A 16,208-nucleotide genomic window follows, 5' to 3' on the forward strand; every position below is an offset into this window, starting at 1 on the left:
ATGCAGGAATTACCGTTTCAAGATCCAGTGACGCCTATTGAAACCTTTCATCCGACATGTAGGTCTCAGTGTATCAACCCGTTGGCAAGGGTTGCAACGAAGCCCGCCGCGCGAGACACAGGGGCCCATGTCGAACGCCGCCCAAGCCGCGCTGCCGCCCCGGGTGAGTGACCGGGCCTTCTTCATCTTCACCGCCGTGGTGTCCGCGCTGGCGCTGGCATTCATCGGCTGGATTCTGCTGGTGCGCGGCGGCGGCCCGGTGGACGGGGTGAACCTGCGCTTCCTCCCGGCGGTGAACGCGGGCCTCAACGCCACGGCCGCGGCGCTGCTCATCGGCGGGTGGGTGGCGATCAAACGGGGCGCGCGGCAGGTCCACCAGTACCTGATGGTGTCGGCCTTCACCGCGTCCGCGCTCTTCCTCGTCTGCTACCTGTCCTACCACTTCGTGCATGGCGACACGCGTTACGTGGGGGACTGGCGCGGGCTGTACCTGTGCATCCTGGCCAGCCACGTGCTGCTGTCCATGCCCGTGGTGCCCATGGCGCTGGTGGCCTTCTACTTCACGTGGCGCAAGGACTTCACCCGGCACCGCAAGGTGACGCGGTGGCTGGCGCCCATCTGGGTCTACGTGTCGGTGACGGGCGTCGTCGTGTACTTCATGCTGCGTGGCAGCGCGCCCGCCGTCCTGTGACGCGCTGAATCAGGACGTCGACGAGGCAGTCTGGACGCCTGGCCGCGCCACGCCGCGCGGAAGCGTCACGATGAAGGTCGCGCCGCGGCCCTCCTGGCTCTCCACCTGGATGGTGCCGCCGTGCAGTTGCACCATGTGGCGCGCGCTGGCCAGCCCCACCCCGCTGCCCGTGACGCCCGGCGCCACGTTGCGGCCGCGCCGGAAGCGCTCGAAGACGAAGGGCAGGTCCTCGGTGGGAATGCCCATGCCCTGGTCCGCCACCTGAAGCCGCACGCGCTCCTCCGAGCCGTCCGCCTCCACCGACAGCGTCACCACGACGGTGGTGTCCGCGGCGCTGTACTTCACCGCGTTGCCCAGCAGGTTCTCCAGCACGCGCTCCAAGGCGCGGGGGTCCCATTGGCCGGTGAAGTCCGTGCCCTTCGCATGCAGCACGAAGGGGTTCCGGCCGGAGGCCTCCATGGCATGCACCTTGGAGTGCACCAGCGCCAGCAGGTCCATGGGCGCCCGCTCCAAGGGCTGCTCGTCGGTGCGCGTGGCGCCCAGGAAGTCGTCGATGAGCTCACCCATGCGCTGCGTGGCGCGGATGATGTGCTCCAACCGAGACGCCTGCGCGACCCCCAGCTCGCTCTTCGAAAGCTGACGCTGCAACAGTTGGGCGTTGAGGGCCACGATTTGCAGCGGCCCCTTGAGGTCATGCGTGGCCAGGGCGGCCAGCTCGTCGCGCACGGCCAGCGCCTCGCACGCCGCCCGCTCCGCGCGCTCGGTCCGCACCCTGCGCTCCTCCAGCTCGCGCACCATGCGCACCGTGTCCACCGCGGCCCGAAGACTGCGGCGCAGCCGCTCCGCGCTGTACGCATCCTTGACCAGGTAGTCCTGCGCCCCCGCCTTTATCGCCTCCACCGCGACACGCTCGTTGCCACTGCCGGTGAGCATCACCATCGCGGGCAGCGGGCCGCCGCCACGGGCGTGCAGCTCGCGCAGCAGGTCCAGCCCCGTCATGCCAGGGAGGTGGAAGTCCACGAGCGCCACGTCCAGGAGCGGCTCGGCGGCGATGCGCGCCAGGGCGTCTTCCGCCGACGACACGGCCTCCAGCACCCAGGTCTGCTCGCCGTCGCGCTCCAGGGCACGCCGCACGGCGAAGCGGTCCGCGGGGTTGTCGTCCACCAGCAGGGCGCGCAAGACGGAGGTCATGTCGCCACCGCCTCGCGCCGCGCCCCCGGCATGTGCAGGACCCGCGCGGGCCTGGACGCACGCGGGTCCGCATCGCTGTCTTCCACCAGGAGCAGTGAGCCGAGCGCCGTCATGCCGGACCTCTTCCTAACGTGAAGTAGAAGGTGGCGCCTTGTCCCGGCGAGGAGGCGACCCAGAGCTCGCCGCCGTGCAACCTTACCAGCCGCCGCGCGATGGCCAGCCCCGCGCCCGTGCCGCCGCCGTACGCCTGCACGGAGTGCAGCCGGCGGAACATGTCGAAGATGGCCTCGTGGAACCGCGAGGCGATGCCGATACCCGGGTCTTTCACAAAGAAAACGTAGGGCGCGTCATGCTGCGCCGCCGCTGGCGGACGCGCCTCGCCGGGCCCGTGGTAGCCCAGCTCCACCCAGTGTGGCGGCGCGGACTGGTACTTGGCGGCGTTGGCCAGCAGGTTCTCCCAGACCTGGCGGATGCGGACGGCATCACAGGCGACGCGGGGCAGGCGGCGAGGCAGGCGCACCTCGACCTTCCTCTCCTGGAGCCGAGGGGCCACCACGGCCACGGCCTCCTCCACCAGCGCGTGCATGTCCACGTCGCGCCAGGCCAGCTCGATGCGGCCCAGCCGGCTGTACTCGAAGAGGTCTTCCAACAGCGACTGCGCCCGGCGGGCGAGCCACACCACGGACTGGAGCTGGTCGCGGCTCTCTGCCGTGAGCGACGCGCCGTGGTCCTCCAGGAAGAAGGACGTGTACTGCTGGATGCCGCGCAGCGGCTCGCGCAGGTCGTGCCCCACCGTGCCGCTGAAGGACTCCAGCTCCTCGTTGGAGCGAGCCAGCGCGCGCGACAGCCGGGCCAGCTCCGCGGCATGGCGCAGCACCACGCCCACCAGGGCGCCCCGGAAGGACTCCGCCGCGTCCACATCCGCCTGCGTCCAGGGCGTGCTGGCGCCTCGCACGTCCTCGCGCCACGCATCGAATGAGGCCCGGGGATGCAGGCGCGCATGACCGGGCTCGGGCTGGACGGGTTTGTGCGGGTTGCCAGCCCAGGTGACGGTGCGCGCCACCTCCGGTCGGAACCAGAGGACGAAGCGAGGCGCTTGAGGATCCAGGCGGACGGCCAGCACGCCCGCCGCCACGTCCGCGCGTCCAGCCAGGGGTGGATGCCAGGTGCCCAGCCGCTCGGTGTGCAGGGTGACGCTCGCGGCGGGCATGCCCGCCAGCCGCGTGGCCAGTGCCTGGACTTCCTCCGGGGTGGGCGTCTGGCCCACGAGCAACGGCGCCTCGACCTGCTCCGGGTCAAGCCGCTCGTCCAGCAGGAGCGCCACACCGGTGGCGCCGGTGAGCGCCATCAACTGCGCCCCGTGGGTTTCGAGCGCGACGGGCAGCGACGCGCCATCCTCCAAGCCCTCGACGAGCTGTCCCAGGAGCGCCGCACGATGCGCCCGCGAGGCCGCGTCCGCGCCGCGCTCCTCCGTGGCGAGCTGAAGCGCCAGCAGCCGCGACAGCACCTCACAGGCCTGCCTCCGCGCGGCGGAGACGTGACGCGGTGACGAATGGTGGCAGGCCATGAGGCCCCACAGCTCGCCGTCCTTCAGCAACGACACGGAGAAGGAAGCGCCCACCCCCATGTTGCGCAGGTATTCGAGGTGGACCTCGGACACGCTGCGAAGCGCGGCGCCGGACAGGTCCAGCGGCTGGCCCGTGTCCGGCAACGTCGGCGGCACCAGGCCCACGGGCTTCGCCTGGACGTCCGCGATGAGGCGCAGCGGATTGCGGCGGTAGAGCGCCCGGGCCTGGACGGGAATGTCACTGGCCGGGAAGTGCATCCCCATGAAGCTGTCCATGCGCTCGGCCCGGCTCTCCGCCACCACCTCGCCGTGCCAGTCCGCATGGAAGCGGTACACCATGACGCGGTCGAAGCCGCTGAGCGACCGCACGCCATCCGCCGCGGCCTGGAGCAGCGCGGATATCCCCTGCCCCTGCCCCAGCGGCGACACCAGCGCGTGGATGGCGGACAGCGCGGCCTCGTCGGAGAGGGCGTCCTCCGCCGTGAGGGGCTCCAGCTCCAGCACCGACAGGTCGCCGCTGACATGCAGCAGCGCTGAGCAGGCACGCCCTCCGGCCTCCACCACCACGGGCCCGGAGACAGAGCCCGCTTGCACGCGCCGCAGCGTCTCCGCGTCCAGGAGGCTGGTGATGGGCTGCCCTCGCAGCGCGGAGGGCGCCGCGCCCAGCAGGGTCTCCGCGTTGGCGCTCACCACCTCGATTCGGGACGACGCCGTCTGGAAGGCCACCAGCACGCCGTGAGGCTGGACGCCGCCCAGCAGGTGGATGGGCTCCCGGTCACACTGGCCCAGGTCGATGTCAGGCGGAGACGGAGGCATGTGCCTGTTCCTGCCGCAGCCAGACAGCGAAGGCGTCAAATGTGTCCTGAGCGCCCTTCACCACGCGGGCATCGAAGGTGTCTCCCGCGGCGGAGGCGGAGGCCTGGTTGACGGCGTCACCGAAGGCACGCCACCGGGGCCCGACATCAGCGCCGTACGCGCGGAAGAAGGAGAAGTCGCCCAGGGACGGCACTCCGTCGAAGTGGCGGCGCAGGTGCCGGAGGATGAGCTGGCCGCCCAGGGTGGCGCCCTCCTGGACGTAGAGGCAGCCCAGGGCCTCGGGCACGCCCGCCAGTGAGGGCAACGCCCCGCAGCGAGGCAGCCGTTCGAGCGAGGCGTCGTCATGGCCGAGCGCGCGGAGGTCCTCCTTCAAGAGGGGGACCTTCCAGCGCGTGTGGATGGACAGGCCGGCAATCGCCTCCAGCCCCAGTCCGGCGAGCCGGGCCTCCAGCGGAACGTAGAAGCCGTGGAGCGCTTCCAGATGGCGGCGGTACGCCGTGGGCGTCAGGTCCGCATCCATCAAACGCACCTGGGCCTCGGTGCGCTCGTGGTGCGGGCGCGTCTCGGTCTTCAGTCGCTGCATCAAGGACAAGGTGCCTGCACGATGCCGCCGTCGCTCCCCCGTGGGAATCGGGAACCGTGGACAAGTGTCCACCGCCCTACCCCTCGGGCGTCCTGGACACGGGCGCCCGAGCGGCCTCCAGACGTCACGGCCAGTGTCCAGGAATGGCGTGGACATCCACGGGTTCATCTCCAGGAATGCTCGTGAAGGTATTTGAAGTCGAGGAAGATACGGCCGCTGGTTACACGGGCAGCATTGACGCCATTCACCGCTGGGGGCTACCGGGCGTACAGCCCTGCCCGACATGCCGCGCGGGAGGCGGCTCCCCCGCCCTCGCCTATCCCTGCGTCGACCTTTCCAGCCTGCCTGACCGCGAGCAACACGCCCTCTCAGACCCCAGGCCCGTGCCGCGCGATACGGTGCTGAAGCTCGTGGAGCGGGTGCGGCCCTTCACTCCGGCGTGGGCACGACTCGAGCCAGGGGCACAATTCGGTCCGCTGACAGGCCCTGGCATGGGCCGCTTCGGTTCGTTCTACATGCAGAACCCCTGGACCTTCCTGCTCCGGCGCGAAACCTTGGAGGCGTTGCAATCCCACGGAGTGCGAGGACTCACGGGTCAGGCGGTCGACGTCCGCTTCCGTGGCAAGAACCCGCCGGACCTGATGGAACTGCAACTGGAACTGCACGGGCGACTCCATCCCGACTGCCTCCCGGCAAACCAGAAGCTCCCCTGCCCGACCTGCGGTAACGAGCCGTTCGACCTGCCCCAGCCCATCATCCTCCAGGCATCCTCCCTGCCCGCGGACGCGGACCTCTTCCGCATGGAAGACGCATGGACGGTCATCCTCGCCACGGAACGCTTCGTCGACGCGGCGGCGCGACTGAAGTCGGACGGCGTGGTGTTCCGGGAGCGGGAGTGCCGCTGATGGGCCCAACCCTCAGCCACAGAAGCCGTTGGCCAGGCACGTCCGTCCCAGCCCACACGACAGGCCGGAGGTGTTGCAGTTGGGCTGGCAGGCCCCCGAACCCGTGCCGTCGCGGTAGCACACATAACCGGAGCGGCAGTCCCCCTGCCCTGTCCCCACCTGCAGCGTGCAGGTCGCCAGACAGGCCTTGAGGCCCGAGGAGGAATCCACGATGTAGCACCGCGAGCCCGCCGGACACGCGGAGCGGGTGCAATCCAGGGAGCAGTACCCACCCGGATAGTCCGTCACGCACACGCCCCCGGGACAGTCCACGTTGGAGCCGCACGCACTGCCCACCACCAGCGCCGGGTCATCATCGATGGGCGCCAGGGGAAGCAGGTCGAAGCTCACATTCTCGATGCGGTCGCCCTCCTCCACCTCCAGCGGCTCGAAGGAGTCCACGTTGCGCCAGTAGCCCGTGCGCTCACCGTCCTCGAAGAAGTTGCCATCCTGGTCGTCGTCGATGGTGGCCAGCGCGTAGTACGTCCGCGGCGCCAGGGAGATGCTGTACGCGTAGCCCCCCGACGCGCGCGCGACGGCGATGGCGTCCTCCGAGGCCTGCCAGTCCCCTCGCGCGTCCTGCCACACGAACGCGATGAGGGCGTCCAGGTCGTTGGCAGCCCCCGCGACGCCAATCTTCACCGCCACCGTCGCCGAGCCCGCCGCCCCCGAGCCCACCAGGCTCAGCGTCACCACGGTGTCCGCTCCCGCCAGCCCGGAGGCATCCACCGCCACGCTCAGCGAGGCCGAGCCGAAGGCGGGCACCCGCACCGTGTCCCCCTGCGGGAACGTCACCGCCGAGGCATTGGGCCCGCTGACGCTGGCCGACACCGTCAAATCGCCGCCCCGATTTCCTCCCACGTTGTTGAGGGTGAGCTGCTGCGTACCGCTGCCCCGGAAGAACAGCGTGGACGTCGTCACGTTGAGCTGAGGGTCCAGCGTGCCGGGGTTCACGTTGGCGATGCGGGCCAGCGCCGCGCGCGCGTTGACGAGCCCCGCGCCGCAGCCCTCCGGGCACTGCGCGTTGGTGAGCGGCGTGGCGGTGGCCTTCAGCGTGCTCTCCGCCACCGCGGCCGTCAGGTCCGGTCGCGCCGCCGCCATCAACGTCACCACGCCCGCGACGTGAGGCGCCGCCATGCTGGTTCCCTGCGAGAAGATGTAGGCCGGCTGCCCGTTCTCATCCAACACCGTGGACAGCACGCCGTCCGGATAGCCGTCGCCGTTCAGGTCCTCGCGCATCTCCCCCCCGGACGCCACCACGTCCACGTCCACGCCGAAGTTGGAGAAGCTGCTGCGCTGACCCGCCAGGCTGGTGGAGCCCACGCAGATGACGTTCTGCTGGTTGCACGGCGTGCTGTTGCGCGCATCCACGTCCTCGTTGCCCGCGGCGACGACGATGATGGCTCCGCGCCCCAAGGCCGCGTCGATGGCGTCCTGGTACAGCGCCTGCGGCGGCGCGCTGCCACCCAGGCTCATGTTCACCACCTTCGCGGGGTTGGGATTGGGCGGCACGCCCGGCACGCTGCCGCCCGTGGCCCAGGTGATGGCCGCCGCGATGTCGAAGCTGGTGCCGCCCTTCTTCCCCAGCACCCGCACCGGAAGCAGCTTCGCGTTCCAGGCCACGCCCGCGACGCCCACCTCGTTGTTCGTGTCCGCGCCGATGGTGCCCGCCACATGCGAGCCATGCCACGAGGAGCCACCGTTGGGCGTGTCCCCGCCTTCGTCCCGCGGGTTGCTGTCCCGGCCGTCGCCGTCACCCGCGTTCTCCGGGTCCGAAATCATGTCGTAACCCGGCAATACGTTCGTCAGGTCCGGGTGCGGGACGATGCCGCTGTCCAGGACGGCCACCACCACGCTGGACGCGTCCGGCACCTGGTCCCATGCGGCCGGCAGGTTGAGCGTGGGGTAGTGCCACTGAAGGCTGTAGCCCCGGTCATTGGGCGCCGCCGACGCCCCCATCCGCGCGTTTCGCACCGCGTACGTCACGCCCGGCACCCGGGCGAGCTGCGCCGCCCACTCCTGCGTCTTCGCGGCCGTCACCGCCTTGCCATCCAGCGGCTCGTAGCCCACCAGGTGCACGTACTCACTGGCGTACCCCTTGTGCACCGCGCGGAAGCCCGAGCGCCGCACCGCCGCCAGCACGCGCTCCGGCGACAGGCCCGCTTCCTCGAAGCGGAGGATGACGTCCCCGGGAATCGTGGGGTCCTCGCGGGAGGCCCGCTCCAGCGGCGCGGCGACCGGCTGCGAAGGGACAATGGGGAGCCCCGGCACGGCCTTCGGCGCCACCCGCGGCTCGCGCGCGCGCCCCGCCTGCATTCCCCGCAGCGTCGCCTTCAGCGTCTCCAGGGCACCCGCGCGAAACGGCGAGCGCACCGTCTGGGAGGCACCGTCGCCAGCGGACCGTTCGCTGCCCCGGAAGGGCGTCAGCGCCCCCTGGATGCGCCCCGTCCGGGACGGCGGCTCCCCCGGGTCTTCATCGTCGCCAGAACAGGAGGTGGCGGAGAGCAGCAACAGTCCCATCAACAACAGGCGACGCATTCAGGCGACCCCTCGGAAGAACACGGAAGAGGCGACAGCCTAGCATCCACTGCTTGACGGGGCCGCGCCGCTCAGCTCGCCATGGCCTCGCCGCCGTCTTCCGTGTCCTCTCCAACGTTGCCGTCGGCCGTATCGTCCAGTGCGCCGACATCTCGCGGCACACCGTCCACGTACGTCACCACGTTGCCCGGCATCGCCGGCACTCGCGGCCCGGGTGTCACCACGCCCGTGAGGTTGAGCGGGTCCACCCCGGACAGCTGCACCCGCACACCGGACGGAGGCTGACGGCGCACCGAGCGCGCCATGTCCACCGCCTCCGGCAGCGCGAACTGCTCGCCCACGAAGCCCGACACGAAGCGGCCGCCGCGCACCTCGCCGCGCGCCTCCATGCGGCGGTACACGAAGAGCAGCTCGCGCCACGTGGGCGCCAGCGCCTCGCGCATCACCAGGTCGCGCCAGACGATGCCGTAGCGCTGGAGGAAGAGGCGCGCCAGCGAGTCCAGCACCTCGTCCTGCGACTTCGGCTCCGCGGGCGCCAGCAGGCTCCAGCGGCCCGGGCCACCGCGCTGGAGCAGCTTCTGCCGCTTGCGGTGCGCCGGACTCTGGAGCACGCGCAGGTTCTGCACCGCGTCCGCCGTCACCAGCCCGCGCGCCACCAACTCCCACAGCGCGTCCTCGATTTCGGCGGGCAGCCTGCGCGCGCGCGACACCAGGTCCTGGAAGAAGCAGGCTCCGCGCCGCTCCAGCACCGCGACCACGTCCCTGGCGGGCGCGCTCAAGTCCGGCGGCGTCCACACGTCCCCGTCCGCCAGCACCGCGTGAGGCCGCGCCGCGGTGAGCATCCACTCCAGGTCCTCGCGCAAGGTGAAGGTCAACGACGCGTTGCGCGTGGGCGACGCCCGTGAGCGCGTGGGCGCGGGCTCCGGCGGCGGCACCGGCGCGCCCCGGCGGGGCCCTGGCGTGGGCTTCGCCTCCTTCGTCGTCAGGCGGCCCCAGGCCACCTCACCGGCGTAGCAGGCCCGCTCCAGCAAGTCGGGCGTGTAGCCCCGCATGCGCGCGGGCAGCAGGAAGCGCTCCCACGCGGACGCCGGCGCCTCATAGCCCTGCAGCAGCCGCACCGCCTTGAGCAGCCCCGTGGAGCCGCGCAGCGCGTCCAGCTCCTCCAGGTGGTGCCAGCGGAAGAGGAAGCGCATGAAGTCCTGCGCGCTCAGCGGCTCGATTTCCTTGCGCAGCCGTCCCACCGTCAGCCGGTGGATGCGCTGGAGCAGGCGCCGGTCACACCACTCCAGCGGCGCGCTGGCCCCCTCCGCCAGTGGAACTTCCAGCGGACGGAAGCGGCCGCGCAGCACGTTGCCCTGGGCCTCCAACTGGTGCATGGCCGCGTTGACGGAGTCCTCGTCCAGCACGACGAGCCGGGCCAACTCCGCCACCGTCGTGGGCCCCAGCATCTCCATGCGTCCGCGCACCACCTGGAGCACGGCGGCGTCCCGCTCCACGGGCCGGTCATGCGCCAGCACCGGCAGCGGCGGCTGCATGGGCGCGTCCGGGAAGAGCACCCGCAGCGCGCTGCCCCGCTCCGCCGACACCAGGAAGCGGCCCGCGGGCAGGTCCATCCACGCCACCCGGCCCTGCTCGAACAGGGGCGTCGCCAGGCCGCGCGGCACCTCCGCGGCGGGCAGCAGAATCAGCTGCAACAGCGCGTCGTGCAGCTCGTCCTCGTCGCGCATGGGCGGGGCGGCGTCCTCCACCACCGTGGCAATCGCCGTCGCGTCCAGCGCGCCGAAGGCCGTCACGTCCTCGGCGGGCATGGCGCGGCGCAGGGCCACGTTGCGCACGCGGCGCTCCTCGGCGGGCGCGTCATCCAGGAAGGTGTAGGGCTGGCTGTGAATCATCGCGTGCGCGAAGAGGCTGGGCTCCGGCACGTCACGCGCCAGCAGGCGGATGCGGCCATCCCGCATGCCGCGCAGCACCTCGCGCAGGCCGTCCACGTCCATGGCCTCGCGCAGGCAGTCATCCATGGTCTGCTTCACCAGCGGATGGTCCGGCAGCTCCAGGTCGCCGCCGCCGTGGTTGTCCTGGCAGCCCACCTGCTCCGGGAACACCGACGCCAGCAGGTCCTCGCTGCGGGCGCGCTGGAGGTTGGGCGCCACGCGCTTGCCCCCCATCATCCGGTGCAGCGCGAGCGACCGCGTGGCCACCCACCGGAAGCGCGTGCCGAAAATCGGCGCCTGGAGCACCGCCTGCACCAGCACCTCCTCCACATGGTCCGGGTGGAGGAAGTCGAAAATCTCCGCCAGCGGGAAGGAGTGCTGCTCGCCCAGCGACAGGAGGATGCCGTCCTCCGTCGCCGCCGCCTGGAGTTCGAAGTCGAACGAGCGGCAGAAGCGCTTTCGCAGCGCCAGCCCCCACGCGCGGTTGATGCGGCTGCCGAAGGGCGCGTGGATGATGAGCTGCATGCCGCCCGCCTCGTCGAAGAAGCGCTCGGCCACCACCGTGGTGTGGCTGGGCACCGCGTCGAGCATCTTCTGCCCCGTGCGCAGGTAGCCCATCAGCGCGTCCACCGCGGGCGGCGGCATGCGCAGCTCCTTCTGGAGGAACGCCGGAGCATCCTCGCGTGACGTGAGCTCCTCGCGCAGGCGGCCCACCTGGAGCGACAGCTCGTCCGTGCGGCCCGGCGCCTCGCCGCGCCAGAAGGGCACGTTGGGCGGCGCGCCGCGCGCGTCCTCCACCTGCACCGTGCTGCCCGACACGCGCTGGATGCGCCACGCGGTGCTGCCCAACAGGAAGATGTCCCCGGGCGACGACTCCACCGCGAAGTCCTCGTCCAGCGTGCCCACCACCTTGCCCTCCGGCTCCGCGGTGACGTTGAAGGTGAAGGTGTCCGGGATGGCGCCGCCATTGGTGAGCGCGGTGATGCGCACGCCGCGCCGGCCCTTGAGGCGCTGGTTCACCCTGTCCCGGTGGAGGTGGATGCCCGCGCGGCCCCGGCGCGCCGCCACGCCTTCGGACAACAGCTCCAGCACGCCCTGGTACTCCTCCCAGGTGAGGTTCCGGTACGAGTAGGCGCGCTGGAAGAGGCTGAAGAGCGCGCGCTCGTCCCACTCCTCGCAAGCGCACGCGGCGACAATCTGCTGCGCCAGCACGTCCAGCGGCTTCTCCGGAATCCGCACCGCGTCCAAATCACCTTCGCGCACGGCGTTGAGGAGCGCGGTGCACTCCATCAGCTCGTCGCGCGTCATCGCGAAGAGGATGCCCTTGGAGATGGCCGCCTTGTGGTGGCCCGCGCGGCCCACGCGCTGGAGCAGCACGGAGATGGCGCGCGTGCTGCCCAGTTGCACCACCAGGTCCACGTTGCCCACGTCGATGCCCAGCTCCAGCGACGCGGTGGCCACCATGGCCCGCAGCTGCCCGGACTTCAGCTTCTCCTCCGCGGCCAGCCGGATTTCGCGCGACATGCTGCCGTGGTGCGCCGCCACGGTGCCCTCGCCCAGGCGTTCCCCCAGGTCGTGCGCCACGCGCTCCGCCATCTTCCGCGTGTTGACGAAGACGAGCGTCGTGCGGTGCGCCCCCGTCAGCGCCACCAGCCTGTCATAGACCTGCCCCCACATCTCATGGCTGGCCAGCGACGACAGCTCCGCGTCCGGAATCTCCAGCGTCAAATCCCACGGGCGCAGGTGGCCCACCTCCACCCGCTTGCAATCCCGGTGGGAGGCGCCGGTGAGGAACCCGGCGATGGCGTCCAGCGGCTTCTGCGTCGCCGACAGGCCGATGAGCTGGGGCCGCGCGTCCGTGAGCGCCTTGAGCCGCTCCAGCGACAGCGCGAAGTGGCTGCCCCGCTTGTCGCGCGCCAGGGCGTGGATTTCGTCCACGATGACGGTGCGCACCGCGCGCAGCGTGGCGCGGGCCTTCTCCGCCGTGAGGTAGAGGTAGAAGGACTCCGGCGTGGTGATGAGGATGTGCGGCGGACGGCGCACCATCTGCGCGCGCTCGGACGCCGGCGTGTCTCCGCTGCGCACCTGGACTCGCAGCTCCTGGGGCTGGAAGCCCTCCGCGCGGGCCCGGGCGAGCAGCTCCTCCAGCGGCTGGAGCAGATTCTTCTGCACGTCGTTGCCCAGCGCCTTGAGCGGCGACACGTAGAGCACCTGCGTGCAGTCCGGCAACGCGCCCTCCAGCGCCAGCCGGAACAGCGAATCCAGCGCGGCGAGGAACGCCGTCAGCGTCTTGCCGCTGCCCGTGGGCGCGGCGATGAGCACGTCCTGGCCTGCCTGGATGAGCGGCCAGCCCTCCACCTGGGGACGGCTGGGCTCGCCCAGTCGCTCCGCGAACCAGCGGCGCACCACCGGATGGAAGGGCGCCAGCGCCGGGTGCGCCGCGTACTCCGTGACGAAGTCGAGGCTGATTTGCGGGGCCATCGGAACCTCCAGACCTAGCCTGAACACAGGTACAGCCCGGCGTCAACGCGACGGAACCTGGTGAGTAGGTCCCCACTGCGGGTGCGGCATGGGCCGGACGAGCACCCGGTGGGACGCAGGCCCTGCGTGCGGGCAGGACGCTGACGCGTCATCCCCATGCATGACACGTCAGCCGCAATGCCTGGCCCCCCCAAAGACAGTCTTCGCGCGCAAAAAGCACACGCCACCTGGAATCCCAACACAGGCCTTTCGGGGAATGTGCCTTGCACCCCCTCCCGGGACACCGCGAGGAGCGAAGGCATGAGCCCAACCTATAAGATTCACCCGTCGATTGGCGTGGCCCGCGTCGGAGACAGCGAGGAGTACTACCTGGGCCCGGAGGAGGCGGGTGGCCTTCCGCAGGAGGTTCGTGGCGGGGACGTCACCGTCTTCCGCGATGGGCAACAGGCCATGCGGAGGCAGGCAGCGCGTTTTCAAATCCACGCCTACGACTCGCCCGGTGCGAACGGGCGCCGCATCCAACCCGGTGAAGGCGGCGTCAAGGACATCCGCTGGACGGTCCACCTCGCCAACAAGAAGGCCGCCTGGTACGAGTTCCAGCAGCAGCTGGGCGCGGACGGGAACTATCAGCCCCAGGGCACGCCGCCCACGCCGCACCCGCTGAGAAACCCGCGCGTCCAGGGCGCCGCGCGCGCCAGCCTCATCATCGACCCGGGGCCGCGCACCGTCGCCTGCCGGGGCAGCCAGGGCCTGCCCACCACCGCCAACTTCGGGAAGGACGCGCCCGGCGGCTACGCCACCTCCTTTCCCCCCGCGAACCTCGTCCCCGAGAACAGCGACATCACCACGCTGGGCCAGCTCATCGTGGATGGTCAGGGTGCTCTCCACGCGCTGGGCGGCTACGGCAAGTCCGGCGCCTCCACGCACTACGACCTGACGTCGGCGCTGCTGATGGACTGGGCGGACAGCAAGGAACTGCTGGCCGCGGTCGACGCGTCGCAGCCCCTGTTGACGGCGCTCCTCCTGGCGCTGGGGACCATCGCGGACCTCGGGTATGACACCGAAGCGGCCTTCAATGCCGCGATCGACAGCGTCATCACGAACCCGACGCTGGGCCTCACGCCGGACCAGGTCCCGAAGGTCCGGAAGTTCATCACCCAGACGGCCCACGCCCAGCCACGGCTGGATGTCTACGCCAACAATCCCTTCTGGTGGGACGACGTCTCGGACGGGCCCGTCACCGCGACGCTGGTCATGGATGACGACAGCGAGCACGAGGTCGACTTCCCGGCCTGGATGTTCGTGGGGCCCCCCGCCTACGCCCCCCAGCTCCTCAACATCATCAGCCTCTACGACACGCTCTTCGACACGTTCGTCCGGGAGCGGAACCTCCGCCCCGACATCTGCCAGGGCGGGACGTTCAACGACACGTACACGCCCAACTTCCAGGCGGACATCCTCCCCATCCTGAGCCGGCCCGCCGCCTACGAGTGGGTCTCCGACGTCGGCCCCATGGGCAACAGCAAGCACGATGCCTTCGCGGCGGGAAAGCTGCCGCCGCGCTTCCTGCAGCACATCCGGAAGCCCTCGGACGTCAACGTGCCCACGCCCGACCTGATGCCGAAGATGGCCGGAGACAACCCCCTCACGGACTACGACCCCCGGACGTTCCTGTCCCTCACGCAGACGCAGTACTTCTTCCTCCAGCAGTACAGCCAGGGGCGCGTCGACCACAGCCCGCCACCGCCTCCCGCGTCCGACGGCGCGCGGCTGGACCGCGCGGTGCTGGACAACTGCGTGGGCGGCGCCTTCTGCCCAGGCATCGAAGTGACGTGGATTGCCCGGGACGCGAACTTCTTCATGGAGGACCCGGCCGCGGGCATCCGCTTCAAACACCGCGCCCTGAGCGGACACGGACTCCAGTGGGACACCAATCCGCATGACGGCCTGGGCCTGGAGCCCGGTGATGCCAGCAAGTACATGGCGCAGCCCTGGCAGGCCGACTTCAACGAGTGCTCCAACCAGCCAGTCCAGGGGACGTCGCTGTGGTGGTGGCCCGCGCAGCGGCCCTACTACGTCAACTACCTGGACGAGTCCGGACAGTGGCAGCAGGGCTACTGGACGCGGCCCGAAGACAGCAACTTCGTGAAGGACGAGGACATGGTCTTCCACTGGAAGAGCCTGGGCTTCATCCTCCGGAGGTCGGATGCGCCGCAGGCAGTCCGGGGACCGGAGTCCGGTCCGGGAATGCCCCCCACGCCCCAGTTCATCGAGGTGGAGCGGACGTACAAGCCCGGCGCCACCCCGTCCCCCAGCGCGCCGAAAGCGGGCGCCGCGTGAGCGAGCCCACTTGCGACGTGGCCATCATCGGCGGTGGACCCGCGGGCACCGCGATGGCCATCGCCCTGAGAGACCGTGCGCCCTACCTCTCCGTGACGGTGCTCGAGCGCACCACCTACGACACACCCCGGCTTGGCGAGACGCTGCCGCCGGACGTGCGTGTTCCCCTGTCCCGGCTCGGCGCCTGGAGCTCCTTCCTCCGCGATGGGCACCTCGCGTCGCGAGGCACCTCCTCGTGCTGGGGCCACCCGGAGCCGAGCTTCAACGACACCCTGATGTCGGCTTGGGGCTCCGCCTGGCACCTGGACCGGACGCGCTTCGACGAACGGCTGAGCCTCGAAGCCATCCAGCAGGGCGCGCACGTCCAGCGCGCGACGACGCTGCTGAACGCGGAGCGCCTGGGACGCGACGGCTACCGCCTCTTCCTCTCCCAGCGCCACGTGGGGCCCCGCACCCTGCGGGCGCGCTTCGTCGTGGACGCCACGGGGTGGAAGGCCCCCTTCGCGACGGCCCAGGAGGCGAAGCGATGCGTGGCGGACCGCTGCTTCGCCGTGTTTGGCGCCTTCCAGGTCCAGGACGGCGAGACGTTCTCCACCCACGCGATGGTGGAGTCCTGCGCGGAGGGCTGGTGGTACTCGGCGCTGCTCCCCGGCGGGCGCGTCGTCGTCGCGATGGTGGGAGACGGAGACTCCCTGCGCGGCCTGCGCTGGGCCACGCCCGAGCCCTGGATGTCCCTGCTGCGGCAGGCCCCGGCCACCCTGGCCCGGCTCCAGGTGTGTGACTTCACCGGCGACGCGCTCACCGCGGTGCCCGTCCTCGTCGGCGAGTTGGACCGGATGCATGGCGAGCACTGGCTCGCCGTGGGTGACGCGGCCTGCACCTATGACCCGCTGTCCTCCCAGGGCATCACCAAGGCGCTGGACAGCGCGCTGCTGGCCGCCGACGCCCTGGAGCAGCACCTGCGCGGCGCCCCCCACGCGCTGCGAGCCTACGAGGCCACGCTGCACGAGCGCTTCCAGGAGCACCAGCGCACGCGCGGGCACTACTACCGCCAGGAGCAGCGGTGGCCCGACGCCCCCTTCTGGAAGAACCGGTGGGAGGCCCTGCCCCACCACCTCCCCTCCGC

Annotated in this window: 9 protein-coding genes; 4 read left to right on the forward strand and 5 right to left on the reverse strand. The window is 70.9% G+C overall.

Going from position 1 to position 16,208, the window contains the following annotated elements:
- Positions 1-127 precede the first annotated feature (127 nt).
- Positions 128-691, forward strand: coding sequence for a DUF420 domain-containing protein (locus G4D87_RS17890; RefSeq protein ID WP_163783281.1), 564 nt, complete (start codon positions 128-130; stop codon positions 689-691).
- Between the two features lie 9 nt (positions 692-700).
- Here the strand turns inward: G4D87_RS17890 and G4D87_RS17895 are convergent, their stop codons facing one another.
- From G4D87_RS17895 to G4D87_RS17905, 3 genes are all read right to left on the reverse strand, one after another.
- Positions 701-1,882, reverse strand: a complete 1,182-nt coding sequence (locus G4D87_RS17895; protein ID WP_163783282.1) for a hybrid sensor histidine kinase/response regulator — start codon at positions 1,880-1,882, stop codon at positions 701-703.
- A gap of 109 nt (positions 1,883-1,991) precedes the next feature.
- A complete protein-coding gene (locus G4D87_RS17900; RefSeq protein ID WP_163783283.1) occupies positions 1,992-4,265 on the reverse strand; it encodes an ATP-binding protein in 2,274 nt (757 codons plus the stop codon).
- Complete coding sequence (locus G4D87_RS17905) at positions 4,246-4,848, reverse strand: biliverdin-producing heme oxygenase (RefSeq protein ID WP_163783284.1); 603 nt, start codon at positions 4,846-4,848, stop codon at positions 4,246-4,248. The genes G4D87_RS17900 and G4D87_RS17905 overlap by 20 nt, the downstream gene beginning before the upstream one ends.
- A 182-nt stretch (positions 4,849-5,030) precedes the next feature.
- On the opposite strand from G4D87_RS17905, the gene sitI6 reads away from it, so the two are divergent.
- Positions 5,031-5,753 carry a SitI6 family double-CXXCG motif immunity protein gene (gene sitI6 / locus G4D87_RS17910; RefSeq protein ID WP_205507628.1) on the forward strand — a complete coding sequence of 241 codons (723 nt, stop codon included), beginning with the start codon at positions 5,031-5,033 and terminating at the stop codon, positions 5,751-5,753.
- Between the two features lie 12 nt (positions 5,754-5,765).
- Here sitI6 and G4D87_RS17915 read toward each other — a convergent pair whose 3' ends face one another.
- On the reverse strand, positions 5,766-8,330 hold the full coding sequence (locus tag G4D87_RS17915) for a S8 family peptidase (RefSeq protein ID WP_163783286.1): 2,565 nt from the start codon (positions 8,328-8,330) through the stop codon (positions 5,766-5,768).
- 71 nt (positions 8,331-8,401) lie between these two features.
- Entirely contained in the window at positions 8,402-12,742 is a 4,341-nt protein-coding gene (locus tag G4D87_RS17920) for a DEAD/DEAH box helicase (protein WP_205507627.1), read from the reverse strand.
- A 300-nt stretch (positions 12,743-13,042) separates the two neighbouring features.
- On the opposite strand from G4D87_RS17920, the gene G4D87_RS17925 reads away from it, so the two are divergent.
- On the forward strand, positions 13,043-15,082 hold the full coding sequence (locus G4D87_RS17925) for a LodA/GoxA family CTQ-dependent oxidase (protein WP_163783288.1): 2,040 nt from the start codon (positions 13,043-13,045) through the stop codon (positions 15,080-15,082).
- A partial coding sequence (locus G4D87_RS17930; protein WP_163783289.1) for a tryptophan 7-halogenase occupies positions 15,079-16,208 on the forward strand: 1,130 nt, incomplete at its 3' end. The genes G4D87_RS17925 and G4D87_RS17930, both read left to right, overlap by 4 nt.

This window comes from Myxococcus vastator (genome assembly GCF_010894475.1).
Taxonomy (GTDB): Bacteria; Myxococcota; Myxococcia; order Myxococcales; family Myxococcaceae; genus Myxococcus; species Myxococcus vastator.

Bases quoted from the DNA above. Each gene is read 5' to 3' on its own strand.
- G4D87_RS17890 (WP_163783281.1), top strand. From the start codon at position 128: ATGTCGAACGCCGCCCAAGCCGCGCTGCCGCCCCGGGTGAGTGACCGG.
- G4D87_RS17895 (WP_163783282.1), bottom strand. From the start codon at position 1,882: ATGACCTCCGTCTTGCGCGCCCTGCTGGTGGACGACAACCCCGCGGAC.
- G4D87_RS17900 (WP_163783283.1), bottom strand. From the start codon at position 4,265: ATGCCTCCGTCTCCGCCTGACATCGACCTGGGCCAGTGTGACCGGGAG.
- G4D87_RS17905 (WP_163783284.1), bottom strand. From the start codon at position 4,848: ATGCAGCGACTGAAGACCGAGACGCGCCCGCACCACGAGCGCACCGAG.
- G4D87_RS17915 (WP_163783286.1), bottom strand. From the start codon at position 8,330: ATGCGTCGCCTGTTGTTGATGGGACTGTTGCTGCTCTCCGCCACCTCC.
- G4D87_RS17920 (WP_205507627.1), bottom strand. From the start codon at position 12,742: ATGGCCCCGCAAATCAGCCTCGACTTCGTCACGGAGTACGCGGCGCAC.
- G4D87_RS17925 (WP_163783288.1), top strand. From the start codon at position 13,043: ATGAGCCCAACCTATAAGATTCACCCGTCGATTGGCGTGGCCCGCGTC.